This is a genomic window from Cereibacter sphaeroides 2.4.1 (assembly GCF_000012905.2).
GTDB classification, from domain to species: Bacteria; Pseudomonadota; Alphaproteobacteria; order Rhodobacterales; family Rhodobacteraceae; genus Cereibacter_A; species Cereibacter_A sphaeroides.
The window spans coordinates 799,181-816,875 of the sequence record NC_007494.2; the positions used below are offsets into that span (position 1 = coordinate 799,181).

Sequence of the window (17,695 nt, forward strand, 5' to 3'; positions counted from 1 at the left end):
GCCGAGGCGCCTAGCCCGTTGCAGTCGAGGCGAGCATCGTCGGCCGCGTGCGGACGACAGGCTCGGCCCGCTCGACATGGGCCGCCATCTCATTGAGCTGCTGAAGCCGCCGCTCATGCTCGGGCGTGGCCTCGAGCCCCAGCGTGTCGAGCACCCGCTTCCAGCGGTGGGCCCAGTCGTGACGGCGCAGCGACTGCGCGATGTTGCTGCGCCGTGCCCGCTCGACCCGGGCCGGATTGTCCTCGAGTTCGGCCAGCACCTCGCCGATGTCCCGGTCGAGCGGGATCAGCGCATCGGGCCAGTCGAAGGCCTGATGATATTCCGGGCAATCGGGCGCACTGCCGAGGACGAGCGCACCGCCGGCCGCCCCCTCGAAATAGCGCGTCGACAGCGCCCGGTCGCCGCCGGCGAGTTCGCGCACCGCAGACGGATCGCCCGGATCCCAGGCGAGGAAGCAGTGGCTGTGCCGGATCAGGTCGGCGTTGTAGCGCCGCACCGGCGCCCAGCCGTCGCGCATCTCCTGCCCCTTCCAGACGTCATAGACATAGACGAGGTCGCGCTCGGCGGAGAGATCGAGAAGACGCTCGTGCACCGACGCATCGCGGCGCCCGATCACCGTCACATCGATGCCGCGCTTCGGCAGATGCGGGAACGGCGCGGTCAGCATCGTGTCGGTTGCCGTGGACAGCTGCGTGATCGGCGCGCTCGTATAGCGCGCCAGCGCTTCCTTGCTCGAGCCGTTCAGCACGAAGACATGGTCGAACCGATCCAGCAGCCGCAGCTTGTCCTTCCATTGCTCGAAGGTCGAGGACCAGCTTTCCAGAAGAAAGATCGCGGCGATCCCCGACCGGTCGCGCCACTGCCGGATCTGGTCGATCTCCTCGATCTCATAGACGAACTGGCAGGTGTAGAGGGTGAGGTCGTAGTCGAGATCGAGCGTCATCGGCTCCATCCGCGGGACGTAGTGCCCGCGCAGCTTGCGGTATTTGAGCTCCAGCCGGTCGCGCAACGGCAGGCTCACCGCGCCCGCGCCCGGCCGGTAGAGACGGTCCTGCGGCGCGATCACCCGCCCGCCCTCGAGCCGCGAGACGACGTTCGACCATTCCCAGAGCACGCCGCTCCACGGCCGGGCATCCATGTTGTGCGTGGAAACGAGCAGCGTCCTGCGAAGGGTCATGCCGAAAATCCTCGAACGATCAGTTTGCGTGCGGCACCCGACGGTGCGCTTGCCAATGAAAAGATAAAAGATGGGTCAAGGATGCCGATCCGGCTCCGTCTTTCAAGGCACCAATCGCGAAAAGGCCATAAAACCTGCGCCGCCACACGTCAGGGTTGCACTCGTCACCCGCACAGGAGGAGTGGGCGCTTCCTGAACGTGCATCGTCCCCCGGCAGACCGTCGGTGGCGTCTCTGCTCAGACCGCAAGACCCAGCCTCGCCCGGAACCTCGCCATCTCGCGCGGCTCGGGGCGCACGCCGGTGTAGATCTCGACATAGTTCGGAATGCGCGCGAGCCGCGTCTCCAGCGTCTCCTCCGCCCGCATCGAGATATAGCCGATCTGCACCAGATAGACGGTCCGCGCCCGCACATCCGCCTCCTGCGGATCGTGCCCCCACCGCGCGAGCATGTCGGTCAGCGCCGCCAGCCGCTCGGCATCCGCCGCCTCGACGGCCGCAGCCATGGCGGGATCCTGCAGGCCCCAGCTGCGGGCCGCGAATTCGAAGCGCGCATCGAACCGACCCGAGAGGAAGCAGGCCAGCACATTCAGCATCGCTTCGGCCCGGCTCTCCGCATATTCGGCAGAGGCCGCCACGAGGGGCGCGGTCGTCGTCCCGGCCCACTGGCTGCGCAGCGCATCCAGCACGTCGGCCCGGTCCTTGAAGAACCAGTAGAAGCTGGTGCGGGAGAGCTTCAGCCGCGCGGCGAGGGTCATGATCTTGACCGATTCCACGCCGCCCTCGATCAGCGCCTCGTAGGCCGCCTGAAGCCAGCCTTCGCGCGACCCGCGCCACCCCGTCTCGGAATCCCGTTCCTCCATGTCCCGTGCTTAGGCGGGCGACAGCCGGCAGGCAAGCGAATGTTCGCCACAGATCATCCATTGGTCACTGCCGAACCTTTAATTGACACAACTGAACATTTTGGCAGATGATGCATCCGTCCCGCCAAGGAGTCTCCCATGTCGAACGACCCCCTCCTCCAGCCCTACCGGCTCAAGCATCTCACGCTGCGCAACCGCATCCTCATCACCAGCCACGAGCCCGCCTATCCCGAGGACGGGATGCCGAAGGACCGCTATCGCGCCTATCATGTCGAGCGGGCGAAGGCGGGCGTGGCCCTGACCATGACGGCGGGATCGGCCAGCGTCTCGCGCGACAGTCCGCCCGTCTTCAACAACGTCCTGGTCTGGAAGGACGAGGTGGTCGGCTGGATGAAAAAGCTTGCCGACGAATGCCACGACCATGGCGCGGCGGTGATGATCCAGCTCACCCATCTCGGGCGGCGCACGCGGTGGGACAAGGGCGACTGGCTTCCGGTGGTGGCGCCGAGCCACGAGCGCGAGGCGGCCCACCGCGCCTTCCCCAAGCGGATGGAGGAGTGGGACATCGCCCGCATCGTGGGCGACTTCGCCGACGCGGCCGAGCGGATGAAGGCGGCGGGCCTCGACGGGATCGAGCTCGAAGCCTACGGCCACCTGCTCGAGCAGTTCTGGTCGCCTCTGACCAACGATCTCGAGGCGCCGTGGGGTGGCAGCCTCGAGAACCGGTTGCGCTTCACCTTCGAGGTGCTCGGCGCGATCCGCAGGCGCGTAGGGCCCGATTTCATCGTGGGCGTCCGCTACACGGGCGATCAGGATCTGGCGGGGGGGATGGGCCCGGCCGAGGGGCTCGAGGTCTCGCGCCGGCTGAAGGAGAGCGGGTTGATCGATTTCCTGAACGTCGTGAAGGGACATATCGACACCGACCCCGGCCTTACCGACCTGATCCCGATCCAGGGGATGCGCAGCGCGCCCCATCTCGATTTCGCGGGCGAGATCCGCGCCGCCACCGGTTTCCCCACCTTCCATGCGGCGCGCATTCCCGACGTGGCAACCGCGCGCCACGCCATTGCCAGCGGCAAGCTCGACATGGTGGGCATGACGCGCGCCCACCTGGCCGACCCGCATCTCGTGCGCAAGATCGTCGAAGGCCGCGAAGACGACATCCGCCCCTGCGTCGGCGCGAACTACTGCCTCGACCGGATCTATCAGGGCGGCATGGCGCTCTGCCTGCACAACCCCTCCAGCGGGCGCGAGATCGAGCAGCCCCACGAGATCGCCCCTGCCCCGGTAAAAAAACGTATCACCGTGGTGGGCGCCGGCCCGGCCGGCCTCGAGGCCGCGCGCGTGGCCGGCAGCCGGGGACATGCGGTGACGGTGTTCGAAGCGGCGTCCGAGGCCGGCGGTCAGCTGCGGCTCGCCGCGCGGCAGGAGCGACGGCGCGAGATGATGTCCATAGTGGGCTGGCGTCTCGACCAGTGCGGCAAGCTGGGGGTGAAATTTCATTTCAACAGCTTCGCCGAGGCCGAGGCGGTGCTTGCGACAGAGCCCGATGCGGTCATCGTGGCCACCGGGGGCCTGCCGCATACCGAGGTGCTGGAAGAGGGCAACGACCTCGTCTGCTCGGCCTGGGACATCCTCTCGGGCGATGTGAAACCGGGTGCCAGCGCCCTCGTCTTCGACGATGCGGGCGATCATGCGGGGCTTCAGGCGGCCGACCTCATAGCCGCGACCGGAGCCGCGGTCGAGGTCGTGACACCCGACCGCAGCTTCGCACCCGAGGTGATGGCGATGAACCTCGTGCCCTACATGCGCAGCCTGCAGGCGCGCGACGCAACCTTCACCGTGACATGGCGCCTCAAGTCGGTCCGGCGCGAAGGCAACCGCCTGCGCGCGGTGCTGGGCAGCGACTACGGCCCCATGCTGCGGGACCGGCTGGTCGATCAGGTGGTGGTCAACCACGGCACGCGGCCGCTCGACGATCTCTATTTCGAGCTGAAGCCGCTCTCGTCGAACCTGGGCGAGGTAGATTACGACGCCCTTGCCACGGGGGGCTCGCAGGAGCGGCTGATCAATCCCGAGGGCCGCTTCCGCCTCTACCGGATCGGAGACGCGGTGGCTGCGCGCAACACCCACGCCGCGATCTATGACGCGCTGCGGCTGGTGCGCGACCTCTGACGGCCGCAGGCAGGCCCCGAGACGGGGCCTCCGCAGGTCCCTCGGGGGCCGCGCCTCGGGTCACTGCAGGAGCCGCGATCCGAAATCGATCAGCACGCCGAGGGCGGCGAAGGGCAGCGTGAGGAAAAGCGCAATCCAGAGCCCGCCCATGGCCGTCGGCCGCGAAGCCGGCGCATGGATGCCGCGGACCACGCCCGACCCGGCCCCGGTGGTGGCCGCGCGTCCGCCAGATGCCCCATCGCGCGGCGCGCCCCCCGCCCGCGCCCGCTCCGGTCCTCGCAGATCCGCCCCCGTCGCCTCGTCTCGCCCCCGCTTCATAAGCCCCTCCCCGTATCCCCAGCTTGTCGCACCGCCCGGCGTCGCATTCGCCAGCAAAGCCACGACGGCGTTTACCCCCCATTAGTTGCCGTGTGGTTAAAGGCGGAATGCGTTGCTGCTGGACCCTCTGCGACATCCCGCGTCCGCCCGAAGGGGCCGGCCTGCCCATGCAGCAGCATCCCTCCTACGGCCGGGCCTGCGGCAGCCTCGGGGCCGAGGCTCTCTGGCTCGAATGGCGCGAGGGGCGCCGGACGCTCGGCACGGCGCAGGTTCTCGCCCGGCAGCTGCCGGTCGTCGGACGCGTGGCGCTTCTGTCGCGGGGGCCGGTCTGGAGGCCGGACACCCCGCGCGCGCGGTCGGAGACGGCCATGGCGGAGCTTCTGTCGGCGCTCGGCCAAGGGCACCGCGCCGTCCTCTTCACGCCTGAGGCCGAGGATGGCAGCCCCGTCTTACACGGCGGCATGATCCCGGTGATGACGGCCGCTCATGTGGCCCGGCTCGCGCTGGCGCCTGAGCTGTCGACGCTGCGGGCGGGACTGGCGCCGGCCTGGCGGAACAAGCTGGCGCAGGCAGAGCGCACGGGGCTCCGGGTGACGGAGACGAGCCTGCCCGACAACCCGGGACACTGGCTGCTCGGGGCCGAGGCGGCACAGGCGCAGGCGCGGGGCTATGCGCGCCTGCCGCCGGCCTTCGCCCGCGCCTGGGCGCGAAGCGGCCGGACGCTGCTCCTTGCCGCCGAGGGGGACCGCGGGCCGCTGGCGGGTATCCTGATCCTGATCCATCCCCCCTGGGCCACCTACCACCTCGCCTGGACATCGCCAGCCGGGCGCAGGCTCCATGCGCACACTCTGCTGCTCTGGAGGGCGATCGAGCGGCTGAAGGAGATGGGGATCCTGGCGCTGGAGCTGGGCCTGCTCGACACGGAGCGGACGGAAGGCATCGCGCGGTTCAAGCTCGGAACCGGAGCGGCAGCCTGTCCGCTCGGGGCGACCTGGCTCCGCGCGCCGGGCACGGGCTCTGTGGCCCGGATTGCGCGGCTCGGGCTCCGCGCGGGCGTCGTGCCGCAGACCGCGAGACCGTCCGCGCGAGGCTGACGGGCTCCGGGCCGCGCCCGGAGGGTCCGGCGCAAGCCTGCGCGGACGCGGCGTCCCGCTCAGGTTCGCGCTCACGACCGGCGTACGGCGGCCGGGAAGCGCGACCTTCGGAAGCCCTCTGCACGATGCTGCTCCGGTCAGGCGCCAGCACGACGCCGGAGCGGTCCTCCGCCTTGCCCGGCACAGGAGGGGCCGTCACCCCCTCCGGGGCACCATCGCGTCCGCCTCGCTCCACGGCGCCGGACAGGTCCACTTCACGCCTGTCGGGAAGAGACCGTGCCGGCCGCAGGAGGCGGCCCGAGCCCGAACCGCCATCGGCTTCCGGCCCCTGCCGTCCGATGGCCGGATCCGCGACAGGAGAAGCCGCAGGCGGCCGACCTGATCCGCTGCGCCCCACACCCGCCATCTGCACATTTTCGGTAACGGGCGCGAGTCGGGCCTCTCCCACCTCAACCTCAGGGTTTGTCCGCGGATTGAGGCGATCACCCACCAAGCTCATGTAATTACTTCTTTTTTTTACCAGATGCTCAAAAGACGGGCCTTCCAGCGCCTTACCTTTTGCGCAACTTGAGAATGGGACGGCAGCACGGTCTCCTCGCGCCGCAATCGGCTGCCCAGCGAAATGAGAAGATGAAGCGTGGAACCCTCTCGGCCCTGACGGATCAGGAACCTCTGTTCCGTGATCTGGCTCCGGCCGGCTGCTATGTGGCGCTGAGGGTGGGGTTCCTCGCGCCAGAGGACGAATGCAACTTCTTTCCGTCGTCCTGGATCCGCCACTACACGGTTCAGGCCTTCGGCCTGCGCGATCCGCTGATCCGCTGGGCGGCCTCCGCAAACGGGGCCGCGCGCTGGAGCGCCGTCCATCTGCCCGACGAGGCGGGGGTGCTCGCCGCCTACCGCCGTCATGGGCTGCGCTTCGGTTGCGTGATCGGCCTGCCCGCCCGCACCGCCCGCAGCCGCAAGCGGAGCTTCGGCCTCTTCGCCCGCAACGACCGCGAGATGACCAACCACGAGATCGCGACGCTCCGCGCGACACTGGCCGAGCTTCATGCCCCGAACCGCGACGCGCTCACCCCCAGTCAGGCGGAGGTCCTGCGGATGCTGAGCGAGGGCGTGCGCTACAAGGAGATCGCGCACCGTCTGGGCATCACCGAAGGCGCGGTGAAGGCCCGCTTCAAGGCCGCCTGCGATCGCCTGGGCGCCCGGACCGCGGTGCAGGCCGCCAACATCGCCCAGCGCCGCGGGCTGCTCTGACCGCTGCGGGCGGGCCGCGCGCTCCGCGCGCCGCAACGTCGCGCGGAACAGGCCGGCCGGCCTCACGTTGATCCGGCTCATTCAGATTGAAAGGGCCTTTCGATGAGTAACCAGTCCTATACCCCCGATACCGCCGCGGCCGACGCGCTCGAGACGCTGCATGACCGCACCGTCGACGTGCTCGCAGGCTTCGACACGATGGTGGAGAAGGCGGAGCCCGAGTTCCTTCCGCTCGCCCGCCGGTTCCAGGAGCTGCATCGCCGCCAGTCCTCCGAGATCGCGGCGCTTCTGTCGGTTGCCGGCCGGAGCCCCGGGGACGACGGCACCTTCATGTCCACCGTGAACCGCGCCGTGGTTTCGCTGCGGGCGATCTTCGACAAGATCGACGAGGATGTGATCCAGCAGATCGAAAGCGGCGAACAGAACGTCATCGACGCCTTCGACGAAGCGATTGCCCAACCGCAACCGCCCGAGGTCGCGACGAAGCTGAGCGAACTTCGCCAGGAACTGGTGCGGCTGCTCGAGGAGGCGCGCGCGGCCACGTCCTGACGAGGCCCCGACCGGCGGCACCTAGAGACCTAGAGACCTAGAGACCTAGAGACCTAGAGACCTAGAGACCTAGAGACCTAGAGACCTAGAGACCTAGAGACCTAGAGACCTGAGGAAGGCCCTCGCGGTCCCTGCGTCAATATGCAGGGGCGCGGCCGGGTTCAGCACGGTCGCCGGACTGCTAGGATGGACACCGGTCTCGGAACGGAGGCCGGTGTTCTGTATGGGTAAGCGGTATGGCGCGTTGGACGATCGGGCTCGCGGCCGGAGCATTGGTCGCGCTTCTGGCTCACGGGGCCGGAGCGCAGGAGGATCCGGCAACAGCAGCCGGTGCGGATGCTCTGCCGGAAAGCGCAGTGGTGCGAGGGGCGGATCGCGAAGCCGGGCCAACAGTGGGCCTGCCCGATGAGGCCACGGCCAACGCGGCCGATCTCACATCCGGCGCGCCGGGGACGGCGGACGCCGCGGCGGACGAAAAGCTCGAGGATCCGGCGGCCACCGACGCGTCGCCGCGTCGAACCCTCGCCGTCGGGCTGGCCGTGGCGCTGGCGTCCCTTCTGCTGCTCATGGGCCTTCAGGCACGCAGTATCCCGCAGCGTCGGCGCTGAGCTTCTGACCGGGCGGCCGGACACGCGCCCCGGGAGACAGAGGCCGCGGCCGGCACTTCCGGGACCACACAGCGACGCGGACGGTGGAGGCTGGCTCGCGCCATCGGCTGCAGGCGGCGACCGGCACGATCCGGTGCACATAGCCTCCGCACCGCCTCCCTGCCCGGCGCGACGCAGCTGATCCTGACCCTTGCGCGCCATGCGCCGAGACCCCTCAGGACATTTTCACGAACCGACAGCGCAGGAGGCAGAACGACCGGAAATCGGTCATCGCCCCTCCCGGACCTGAATGGCGCTTTACAGCAGCGGGAGATTCGGCCTAGCGTTCAGATAAACCAGTTTACTAAACCGATTTACTTCGGGATCGGGATCATCTGGACGAGGTAGAATGGCCAATCTTCAGGATGTGGCGCGGGCGGCGAACGTGTCGAAGACGACCGTTTCGCGCTATCTGAACGGCTCGCTCGAGCTGCCTGCGCGCACGGCCGAGGCCATCGACACGGCCATCCGCACCCTGAACTACAGCCCCAATCCCCATGCCCGGCGGCTGAGCCTCGGACGGTCGGATACGATCGCGCTCGTGGTGCCCGACATTGCCACGCCCTTCTTCGCCACCTTCGTGGCGGCGGTCGAGGCCGAGGCCGATGCGCGGGGCCTGTCGCTCGCGCTGCATGCCACGCTGAACCGCCCCGACCGCGAACTCAAATATCTCGATCATATCCGGCAGGGCCATGCCGACGGGCTGATCTTCATCACCAACCATGCGGGCTCGCGGGCACTGGCCGAGAAGGTCAACAGCGGCGGTCCCTGCGTGGTGGTGGACGAGGACATCGCCGAGGCACGGGTGCCGAAACTCTTCTGCGACAATGCCGAGGGCGGGCGGCTTGCGGGCCGCCGGCTCGCCCGCGCGGGCCACCGCCATGTGCTCTTCATCGGCGGCGTCGACCAGATGATCTCGGGCGCGCGCCGCTATGCGGGCTTCCTCGAGGGGATGCGCGAGATCGCAGGCCCGGACGTGCGCATCGAACGCTCCTGCGGGCCCTACACGTTCGAGGCGGGACGCGCCGCGGCGCAGGCCTTCGTCGCCCGCGGGCCGGACCGCCCCACCGCGATCTTCGCCACCTCGGATGAGCTCACCATCGGGCTCTACGAGGTGCTCCGCGAGGCGGGCCTGTCGATCCCGCGCGACGTCTCCGTCGTGGGCTTCGACGATGTGGGCCCGCTCCATCTTTTCGCACCGGCCGTGACAGCGGTGCGGCAACCGGTTCGGGATCTGGGCAGGCGCGCCCTCGAGCTGCTGCTCGCCCCCCCGCCGGTCGACCCCGAAAGGCTCCCGCCAGAGGAGCTGCTTCCTGTCACGCTGATCGAGCGGGAGTCCGTTGCACCGCCGGTCGGACAGACCAGACGCAACACAAACAGCGAGGATTGACCATGACCCCCCACTTCACCCGCCGTGCCCTCGGCGCCCTGCTGACCTCGAGCCTGCTCGGCGCCGCGGCCCTGCCCGCCTTCGCGCAGGAGCAGAAAACCGTGGCGCTGGTCCAGATCAACCAGCAGGCCCTGTTCTTCAACGAGATGAATCGCGGCGCGCAGGAAGCGGCCGACAAGGCGGGCGTCAAGCTCGTCATCTTCAATGCGAACAACGACTCGGCCGCGCAGAACAGCGCGATCGAGACCTACATCCAGGAAGGCGTGGACGGTCTCGCGGTGGTGGCCATCGACGTGAACGGCATCATGCCCGCCGTCCAGCAGGCGGCCGATGCAGGCATCCCCGTGGTGGCCATCGACGCGATCCTGCCCGAGGGGCCGCAGAAGGCGCAGATCGGCGTGGACAATGCCAAGGCCGGCGCCGACCTCGCGGCGCATTACAACGAGACCATGGCCGAGCCCTCGAAGCTCGGGATCGTCGGCGCGCTCAACTCCTACATCCAGAACGTCCGCAAGGACGGGTTCGAGCAGGCGCTGGACGACAAGGTGACGGTCGTGGGCACGGTCGACGGCCAGAACATCCAGGACGTGGCGCTGGGGGCGGCCGAGAACCTCATCACCGCCAACCCCGACCTGAGCGCGATCTATGCCACGGGCGAGCCCGCGCTGATGGGGGCCATCGCCGGCGTGGCCAGTCAGGGCAAGCAGGCCGATGTCTCGATCTTCGGCTGGGACCTGACCGCGCAGGCCATCGACGCCATCGACGAGGGCTATCTCAAGGCCGTGATCCAGCAGGATCCGGCAGCGATGGGCGCGGCGGCGGTCGAGGCGCTGGTGACGCTCGCGGACGGCGGCGAGGTCGACAAGACCATCTCGGTGCCCGTGACCATCGTCACCAAGGACAATGTCGACGGCTTCCGGGCGCTCTTTAAATGAGGACGGCGCCCTCCGCACCCGAGGAAGAGAGGGGGGTACCCCCCCTCTCCGCAGCCCCGATCCTGTCGCTGCGCAACATCCACAAGACCTTCGGCTCGCATCAGGCCCTGCGCGGGGTCGATCTCGACATCCGTCCGGGCGAGTGCCTGGGCCTCATCGGCGACAATGCGGCGGGCAAGTCCACCCTCTCGAAGGTGATCTCGGGCACCTACATCCCCGACGAGGGCGAGATCACCATGGAGGGCAAGCCCGTCCGCTTCGCGACCCCCTCCGAGGCGCGCGCGCTCAACATCGAGATGGTCTATCAGGACCTCGCGCTCTGCGACCATGTGGATGTGGTGGGCAACCTCTTTCTCGGGCGCGAGCTGAAGCGCGGGCCGTTCCTCGATCAGAAGCGGATGCTGGCCGAGGCCGAGCGGATGCTGGCCGCGCTCGAGATCCGCATCCCGCGCCTCACCGCCAAGGTCGAGAAGCTCTCGGGCGGCCAGCGGCAGGCCATCGCCATCGCCCGCGCGGCGAGCTTCGAGCCGAAGGTCCTGCTGATGGACGAGCCCACCTCTGCCCTCGCCGTGGCCGAGGTCGAGGCGGTGCTGGGCCTCATCAACCGGGTGAAGGCGCGGGGCGTGGCCGTCGTGCTCGTCACCCACCGGATGCAGGATCTGTTCCGCGTCTGCGACCGCGTGGCGGTCATGTACGAGGGCACCAAGGTGGCCGAGCGCGCCATCGCCGACACCAACCTGCAGGAACTCGTCGATCTCATCGTCGGCAAGGGAGGCCACTGATGGCGACCTACACCGAGCGCCAGGCCGGCTCGCGGCTGGCCGACTTCATCGGGGACCATGCGCAGGTCCTGTCGATCGCGCTGTTCTTCGCGCTCTGTCTGCTGTTCTTCGGCGCCATGACCACCACCTTCCTCACCTCGGGCAACCTGCTCAACGTGGTGCGACAGGCGGCGCCCATCCTGATCGTGGCCGTGGCCATGACCCTCGTCATCACGACCGCCGGGATCGACCTGTCGGTGGGCTCGATGGTGGCGCTCATCAACGCGCTCGCGGCCATCGTCATGGCAAGCGGGCTCGACTGGACCCTGACCCTGCCGCTGATGCTGGTCGCCGGCGCGCTGATCGGCGGGATCCAGGGCTGGTTCATCGCCTATCAGGGCATTCCGGCCTTCATCGTGACGCTCGCAGGCCTCTCGATCCTGCGCGGCTTCGCGCTCTACCTGACCGAGGGCTATTCGATCCCGATCCGCGACGCGGCGGGCTTCTTCTGGCTCGGCCGCGGCGAGGTGCTGGGCTTCCCCGTGCCCGCCCTGATCGCGATCCTGATCGCCGTGCTGGGCTTCGTCGTCATGCTGCGCACCCAGTATGGCCGGCAGGTGATCGCCGTCGGCTCGAACATGGAGGCCGCGCGCCGGGTGGGGATGCCCGCCAAGCGCGTGCTGGCCTCGGTCTATGTCGTCTCGGGCGTGGCGAGCGCGGTGGCGGGCATGCTGATCGCCGCCCGCCTCGGCTCGGGCTCGTCCAACGCGGCACAGGGCTTCGAGCTGCAGGTGATCGCGGCCGTCGTGCTGGGGGGCACCTCGCTCATGGGCGGCAAGGCCTCGATGCTGGGCACCGTCCTCGGCACCATGACCATCGCCGTCATCGGCAACGGGCTGATCCTCATGCATATCTCGCCCTTCTTCACCCAGATCGTCACAGGCACCATCATCCTCGTCGCCATCTGGATGAACACGCGGCTCTTCGATCGCCCCTGGCGCTTCGGACGGAGGAAACCGGCATGAGCGAGCTTTCTCCCTGCCACGTCCGCTCGGGCCGGATCATGACGGTGGACGGGCCGATCCCGTCCTCCGCCCTCGGCCACACGCTGATGCACGAGCATCTGCAGAACGACTGCCGCTGCTGGTGGAACCCGCCGCAGGAGCCCGAGCGCCAGTATCTGGCCGAGGCGCCGATCAGCATCGAGATCCTGTCCGAACTCCGGCAGGACCCGTTCGTGAACAAGCACAACATCGCGCTCGACGATCTGGATCTGGCCATCGCCGAGGTAAAGCAGTTCGCCGCGGTGGGCGGGCGAAGCATCGTCGATCCGACCTGCCGCGGCATCGGGCGCGATCCGGTGAAGCTGCGCCGGATCTCGGCCGAGACCGGCGTGCAGGTGGTGATGGGGGCGGGCTACTATCTCGCAAGCTCCATGCCCGAGACCGCGGCGCGGCTCTCGGCCGATGACATTGCCGACGAGATCGTGGCCGAGGCGCTGGAGGGCACCGACGGGACCGATGCGCGCATCGGGCTGATCGGCGAGATCGGCGTTTCCTCGGACTTCACGGCCGAGGAGGAGAAGTCGCTCCGCGGCGCGGCCCGGGCGCAGGTCCGCACCGGCCTGCCGCTCATGGTGCATCTGCCGGGCTGGTTCCGCCTCGCGCACCGCGTGCTCGACCTCGTCGAAGAGGAGGGAGCCGACCTGCGCCACACGGTCCTGTGCCACATGAACCCCTCGCACATGGACCCGGTCTATCAGGCGACACTGGCCCAGCGCGGCGCCTTCCTCGAGTTCGACATGATCGGCATGGATTTCTTCTATGCCGATCAGGGGGTGCAGTGCCCCTCGGACGACGAGGTGGCCCGCGCGATCCTCGGGCTTGCGGATCACGGCTATCTCGACCGGATCCTGCTGTCGCACGATGTCTTCGTGAAGATGATGCTCACCCGCTACGGCGGCAACGGCTACGCCTTCGTGACGAAGCACTTCCTGCCGCGTCTGCGGCGCCACGGGCTGGACGATGCGGCCCTCGAGACGCTGATGGTGACGAACCCGCGCCGGGTCTTCGACGCCTCCATCTAACATTTCCTGCAAGGACAAGATCATGAGCACCAAGATACTGCTGGTTGGCGAAAGCTGGACGACCTCCGAAACCCATTACAAGGGCTTCGACCAGTTCGGCTCGGTGCGCTTTCACACCGGCGCCACGCCGCTGCTGGAGGCGCTGAAGGGCAGCGCCTTCGAGGTCGACTACATGACCGCCCACGATGCGGCCGAGGGCTTCCCCTTCACGATGGAGGGCCTTCGGGCCTACGACATCATCATCCTGTCCGACATCGGCTCGAACACCTTCCTTCTGCCGCCCGCGGTCTGGCAACGGTCGCAATGCGTGCCGAACCGGCTGCGCCTGCTGAAGGACTGGGTGGCCGAGGGCGGCAACCTCATCATGATGGGCGGCTATTTCTCGTTCCAGGGCATCGACGGGCGCGCGCGCTGGCGCAGGACCCCGGTCGAGGACACCCTGCCCGTGACCTGCTTCCCCTGGGACGACCGGGTGGAGATCCCCGAGGGTGCGGTGGCCGAGATCACGGCGCCCGACCATCCGGTGATGGAGGGGCTGACCGGCATGGACTGGCCGCCGATCCTCGGCGTGAACGAGGTCGAGCCGCGCGACGGGGCCGAGGTCATCGCCCGCCTGCCCGCCGATCAGGGCGGCCACCCGCTCCTCGTTCTGGGCCGGCATGGCAAGGGTCGCACCGCCGCCTGGACCTCGGACATCGGCCCGCACTGGCTCTCGCCCGACTTCTGCGCGTGGGAGGGCTACGGCCGCCTCTGGAAGAACGTGCTGGGCTGGCTTGTCGCCCGCTGACAGGACAGGTCCGGGAAGGGGCCTGGCCCGCAGGGGCCGGCCGTTCCGGGCCGCAGGGCCGGCTGTCGCTCCCCAGCCGGCGGGTCCGGCCCGCGCGTCCTTCCGGGCGAGCGGGTCGGGCCCCTGCCCTCAGGTGGCGAGGATCGCGGCCATCTCGGCCCGGTTCGGAAAGGCCGCCACGGTGCCCGCGCGCCCGACCGTGTGGGCCGCCGCCCGTGCCGCATGGTTCAGCGCGCGTGCATCGAGCCGCGTGCCGCGCAGCGCGGCCGAGGCCAGCGCCACCGCCATGAAACAGTCCCCGGCCCCGGTCGTGTCCACCACGGCGCAGGGATGGGCGGGCACCCGCGTCCGCTCGGTCGTACGGATCAGCTCGGCCCCCTGCGCGCCCAGCGTGAGGACGATCTCGCCCACCCCCTGCGCCAGCAGGCTCTCCACCCCGCCGAGCGCCTCGGCTTCGCCTTCATTGAGGAACACCGTGTCGACCAGAGGCCAGAGCGTGCCGAAATACGGCTGGAGCGGCGAGGGGTTGAAGGCCGTGCGCATCCCCGCGTCTCGCGCAGCGCGCAGCGCCGCCTGCGTGGCCGCCGCACTCAGATTGCCCTGCAGCACCAGAAGGTCCCCGGTCTGGCCGCGGGCCAGCGCCGCGGCCGCCGCCTCCGGCGTCAGCGCCGAGGCCGCCTCGCGCGTGGTGATGATCGCATTCTCGCCCCGTGCCGACATGAGCACGATCGAGATATCCGTGGCCACGCCCTCCAGCGCCACGAGCTCCGCCTCGAGCGGCTCCTGGGCCAGACGCTGCGCGATCTCCTGTCCGCGCGGCCCCTGCCCCACGGCCGAGACGAAGATGCAGGCAAGCCCCGTCCGCCCCATCGCCACCGCCTGGTTGGCCCCCTTCCCCCCGAGGTCGCGCGACAGCGCCGCCCCGAAGATCGAGGCCCCCGGACGGGGAAAGTCCTCGATCGAAAGCGTCTCGTCGAGCGCCACGTTGCCGATGACGAAGACCTTCATCCCGCGTTCCTTCTCTTCCGAAAGGTCATGATATGCAGCTCATCTCCGACAGAACCTCCGGCGCGATCCACGAGATCTTCGGTCGTGACAAGGCCCTGATCGGCATGATCCATTGCCCGCCGTTCCCGGGCGCTCCGCGCTACCGGGGCGAGACGATGGACACGATCGTCGACGCCTGCCTGCGCGACGCCGAACGTCTGGTGGCGGGCGGCCTCCACGGGCTCGTGGTCGAGAACCACGGCGACATTCCCTTCTCGAAGCCGGACGACATCGGCCCCGAGACCGCGGCCTGCCTCGGCGTTGTCACCGACCGGATCCGGCGCGCCTTCGGCGTGCCGCTCGGCATCAACGTGCTGGCCAATGCGCCGCTGCCCGCGCTGGCGGCGGCGGTGGCGGGCGGCGCCCTCTTCATCCGCGTGAACCAGTGGGCCAATGCCTATGTGGCCAATGAGGGCTTCATGGAGGGCCGCGCCGCCGAGGCGATGCGCTACCGGTCGCTCCTGCGGGCCGAGCATGTGAGGATCTTTGCCGATTCCCATGTCAAGCACGGCAGCCATGCCATCGTGGCCGACCGCTCGATCCCCGAACTCACGCGCGATCTGGCCTTCTTCGATGCCGACTGCATCATCGCGACCGGCCAGCGCACCGGCGACAGCGCCACCATCGCCGAGATCGAGGAGATCGGCGGCGCCACGCATCTGCCGCTTCTGGTGGGCTCGGGCGTGACCGAGGCCAATGTGGTCGAGATCCTCAAGCGCACCAACGGGGTGATCGTCGCCTCCTCGCTGAAGGAGGGCGGCGTCTGGTGGAACCCGGTCGATCCCGAGCGCGTCGCGCGTTTCGTGGCCGCAGCCCGGGAGGGTCTCGATGGCTGAGCGTCTGACCGACCGGATCCTCGCCGAGAACGCGGATCCGTTCGCCGCGATGGTGAACCACCGGTTCGTCAGGGACATCGAGGCCGACCGGCTGCCTGCCGCGGTCTTCGACCGGTATCTCCTGATCGAGGGCGCCTTCGTCGAGACGGCCATCGCCATCTTCGGATATGCGGTGGCCAAGGCCACCGACATGGGCGACCGGCGCAAGCTGATCGGCTCTCTCGATGCGCTAGCCAATGAACAGATGCCCTATTTCGAGGCGGCCTTCGCCCGGCGCGGGATCGCGCCGGATCCGGCCCTGCAGGCCGATCCGAAGGTCGCGGCCTTCCGCGAGGGGATGCTCGCCATCGCCCGCGACGGCGATTTCGGCGGCATCGTCACATCCATGTTCGCGGCCGAATGGATGTACTGGACATGGTGCAGCGCCGTGGCCTCCGCGCCGATGAGCGATCCGATGGTGCGCGACTGGATCGAGATGCATGCGGCGCCGGGCTTTGCCGCGCAGGCGCACTGGCTGCGTGACCGGCTCGACGCGCTGGGAGAGACCATGACCCCGGCCGAGCGCGACGCGGCCGTGCGCACCTTCGGCCATGTGCAGCGGCTCGAGATCGACTTCCACGAGGCGGCCTATCCGCCCGCCGCGATCAGCGCGGCATAGATCTCCACCGCCTCGGCCAGCCGCGAGACAAGGACATGTTCGTCCGTGCCATGCGGCTGGTCGACCGAGCCCGGCCCGAGGATCATCACCGCCGGGTCGCCCATCGCGGGCTTCAGGATCGAGGCGTCGGTGAAATAGGTGGCGCAGTCCGGCCCCTCCGCGGGGCCGGTCACGGCCCGCACCTGCCCCGCCGCGCGCGCGAACCACGGATCCTCCGGCTCGGTCCAGACCGCGGGCAGGTCGAGCAGCGTCTCGACCCGGACAGCCGGATCGCAGAGGCCCCGCACCTCGGCCGCCAGCGCCGCATGATCCACCCCCTCGACCGAGCGCAGATCGACGGTCAGCTCGCAGAGGTCGGGCACGGAATTGACGTTGATGCCCGCGCGGATCGTGCCGAGGTTCGCCGTGGCCCGCCCCATCCGGGGATGATGCGCTTCGGGCTGCCAGCCCGTCAGCCGGGCGAGCGTCGTCGCCATGAGACCGATGGCGTTGATCCCGAGATGCGGGGCCGCCCCATGCGCGGTGCGCCCCTCGGTCGAGAGCTTCAGCCAGAGCGCGCCCTTGTGGCCCGCCAGCGGTCGGTTCCCGGTCGACTCGCCCACGATCATCGCCCGCACTCGCGGCAGGCGACCCGCTTCGGCCAGCCAGCGCGCCCCGTCGCAGCCCGTCTCCTCGCCCGCTGTCAGCAGCACCGTCACCGGTGCCCCGCTCCGCGCCGCCGCCACGAGGAAGGCTGCAACGCCGCCCTTCATGTCGCTGCTGCCCCGCCCGTAGAGCCGGTCGCCTTCGACCGCGCCGCCATGGGCCTCCCTGCTCCAGGGCGCGCGGCCGAGCGGCACCGTGTCGAGATGGCCGCTGAAGCAGAGCCCGCCGCCCGGACCGCGCTCGGCGATCAGGCTCGCGCGGTGCTTGCCGTGATCGATCAGGCGGCAGGCGAAGCCCGCGCGTTCCAGCAGCTCCTGACAGAAGCGCATGGCCGGAGCCTCGCGGCCGGGCGGGTTGATCGTGTCGAAGCCGATCAGCGCGCGTGTCAGCGCGACCACATCGGTGAGAAGGTCGGTCATGGCATGTCCCCTGCGCAGGCTGGCGGACAGAGTAGGATGCGCGCGCAGCCTCAGTA

The 17,695-nt window shown here is 69.3% G+C and carries 18 protein-coding genes; 13 read left to right on the top strand and 5 right to left on the bottom strand.

Going from position 1 to position 17,695, the window contains the following annotated elements; translation table 11 throughout:
* Positions 1-10 precede the first annotated feature (10 nt).
* Both RSP_RS19105 and RSP_RS19110 read right to left on the bottom strand, forming a co-directional pair.
* Positions 11-1,177: a glycosyltransferase family protein gene (locus RSP_RS19105; protein WP_011339526.1), complete on the bottom strand. Its 1,167-nt coding sequence runs from the start codon at positions 1,175-1,177 to the stop codon at positions 11-13.
* A gap of 237 nt (positions 1,178-1,414) precedes the next feature.
* Positions 1,415-2,038 (bottom strand): TetR/AcrR family transcriptional regulator, encoded by a 624-nt coding sequence (locus tag RSP_RS19110; RefSeq protein WP_002723102.1) that lies wholly within the window; start codon positions 2,036-2,038, stop codon positions 1,415-1,417.
* A gap of 138 nt (positions 2,039-2,176) precedes the next feature.
* Between RSP_RS19110 and hpbA the strand changes: the two genes are divergently transcribed.
* On the top strand, positions 2,177-4,213 hold the full coding sequence (gene hpbA / locus RSP_RS19115) for an N-methyl-L-proline N-demethylase HpbA (RefSeq protein WP_017140423.1): 2,037 nt from the start codon (positions 2,177-2,179) through the stop codon (positions 4,211-4,213).
* A 60-nt stretch (positions 4,214-4,273) separates the two neighbouring features.
* Here the strand turns inward: hpbA and RSP_RS19120 are convergent, their stop codons facing one another.
* A complete protein-coding gene (locus tag RSP_RS19120; RefSeq protein ID WP_011339528.1) occupies positions 4,274-4,531 on the bottom strand; it encodes a hypothetical protein in 258 nt (85 codons plus the stop codon).
* Between the two features lie 107 nt (positions 4,532-4,638).
* Here RSP_RS19120 and RSP_RS19125 point away from each other — a divergent pair, with 107 nt between their 5' ends.
* From RSP_RS19125 to RSP_RS19170, 10 genes are all read left to right on the top strand, one after another.
* Positions 4,639-5,625, top strand: coding sequence for a GNAT family N-acetyltransferase (locus tag RSP_RS19125; protein WP_011339529.1), 987 nt, complete (start codon positions 4,639-4,641; stop codon positions 5,623-5,625).
* Positions 5,626-6,198: 573 nt separating this feature from the next.
* The gene (locus RSP_RS19130) at positions 6,199-6,879 is read left to right on the top strand and encodes a helix-turn-helix transcriptional regulator (protein ID WP_011339530.1); all 681 of its coding nucleotides are present in this window, start codon (positions 6,199-6,201) and stop codon (positions 6,877-6,879) included.
* A 102-nt stretch (positions 6,880-6,981) separates the two neighbouring features.
* Positions 6,982-7,428: a ferritin-like domain-containing protein gene (locus tag RSP_RS19135; protein WP_002723112.1), complete on the top strand. Its 447-nt coding sequence runs from the start codon at positions 6,982-6,984 to the stop codon at positions 7,426-7,428.
* A gap of 236 nt (positions 7,429-7,664) precedes the next feature.
* Positions 7,665-8,036 (top strand): hypothetical protein, encoded by a 372-nt coding sequence (locus RSP_RS22485; RefSeq protein ID WP_011339531.1) that lies wholly within the window; start codon positions 7,665-7,667, stop codon positions 8,034-8,036.
* A gap of 388 nt (positions 8,037-8,424) precedes the next feature.
* Complete coding sequence (locus RSP_RS19145; protein WP_002723115.1) at positions 8,425-9,465, top strand: LacI family DNA-binding transcriptional regulator; 1,041 nt, start codon at positions 8,425-8,427, stop codon at positions 9,463-9,465.
* Between the two features lie 2 nt (positions 9,466-9,467).
* Entirely contained in the window at positions 9,468-10,400 is a 933-nt protein-coding gene (locus RSP_RS19150; RefSeq protein ID WP_011339532.1) for a substrate-binding domain-containing protein, read from the top strand.
* A complete protein-coding gene (locus RSP_RS19155; RefSeq protein ID WP_011339533.1) occupies positions 10,397-11,182 on the top strand; it encodes an ATP-binding cassette domain-containing protein in 786 nt (261 codons plus the stop codon). The genes RSP_RS19150 and RSP_RS19155 overlap by 4 nt, the downstream gene beginning before the upstream one ends.
* Positions 11,182-12,186, top strand: coding sequence for an ABC transporter permease (locus RSP_RS19160; protein WP_009565164.1), 1,005 nt, complete (start codon positions 11,182-11,184; stop codon positions 12,184-12,186). Before RSP_RS19155 ends, RSP_RS19160 begins: the two co-directional genes overlap by 1 nt.
* Entirely contained in the window at positions 12,183-13,247 is a 1,065-nt protein-coding gene (locus RSP_RS19165; protein WP_011339534.1) for a phosphotriesterase family protein, read from the top strand. Before RSP_RS19160 ends, RSP_RS19165 begins: the two co-directional genes overlap by 4 nt.
* Before the next feature lie 22 nt (positions 13,248-13,269).
* The gene (locus RSP_RS19170; protein ID WP_011339535.1) at positions 13,270-14,034 is read left to right on the top strand and encodes a glutamine amidotransferase; all 765 of its coding nucleotides are present in this window, start codon (positions 13,270-13,272) and stop codon (positions 14,032-14,034) included.
* Positions 14,035-14,163: 129 nt separating this feature from the next.
* Here the strand turns inward: RSP_RS19170 and RSP_RS19175 are convergent, their stop codons facing one another.
* Positions 14,164-15,042 (bottom strand): PfkB family carbohydrate kinase, encoded by an 879-nt coding sequence (locus tag RSP_RS19175; RefSeq protein WP_011339536.1) that lies wholly within the window; start codon positions 15,040-15,042, stop codon positions 14,164-14,166.
* A 32-nt stretch (positions 15,043-15,074) separates the two neighbouring features.
* Here RSP_RS19175 and RSP_RS19180 point away from each other — a divergent pair, with 32 nt between their 5' ends.
* Together RSP_RS19180 and RSP_RS19185 are read left to right on the top strand one after the other, a co-directional pair.
* Positions 15,075-15,917 (top strand): BtpA/SgcQ family protein, encoded by an 843-nt coding sequence (locus RSP_RS19180; protein WP_011339537.1) that lies wholly within the window; start codon positions 15,075-15,077, stop codon positions 15,915-15,917.
* The gene (locus tag RSP_RS19185; protein WP_002723124.1) at positions 15,910-16,575 is read left to right on the top strand and encodes a TenA family protein; all 666 of its coding nucleotides are present in this window, start codon (positions 15,910-15,912) and stop codon (positions 16,573-16,575) included. Before RSP_RS19180 ends, RSP_RS19185 begins: the two co-directional genes overlap by 8 nt.
* On the opposite strand, the gene RSP_RS19190 is transcribed toward RSP_RS19185, so the two are convergent.
* The gene (locus RSP_RS19190; RefSeq protein ID WP_011339538.1) at positions 16,545-17,639 is read right to left on the bottom strand and encodes a M20 family metallopeptidase; all 1,095 of its coding nucleotides are present in this window, start codon (positions 17,637-17,639) and stop codon (positions 16,545-16,547) included. The two genes, RSP_RS19185 and RSP_RS19190, sit on opposite strands and share 31 nt — an antisense overlap.
* Positions 17,640-17,695: the final 56 nt, after the last annotated feature.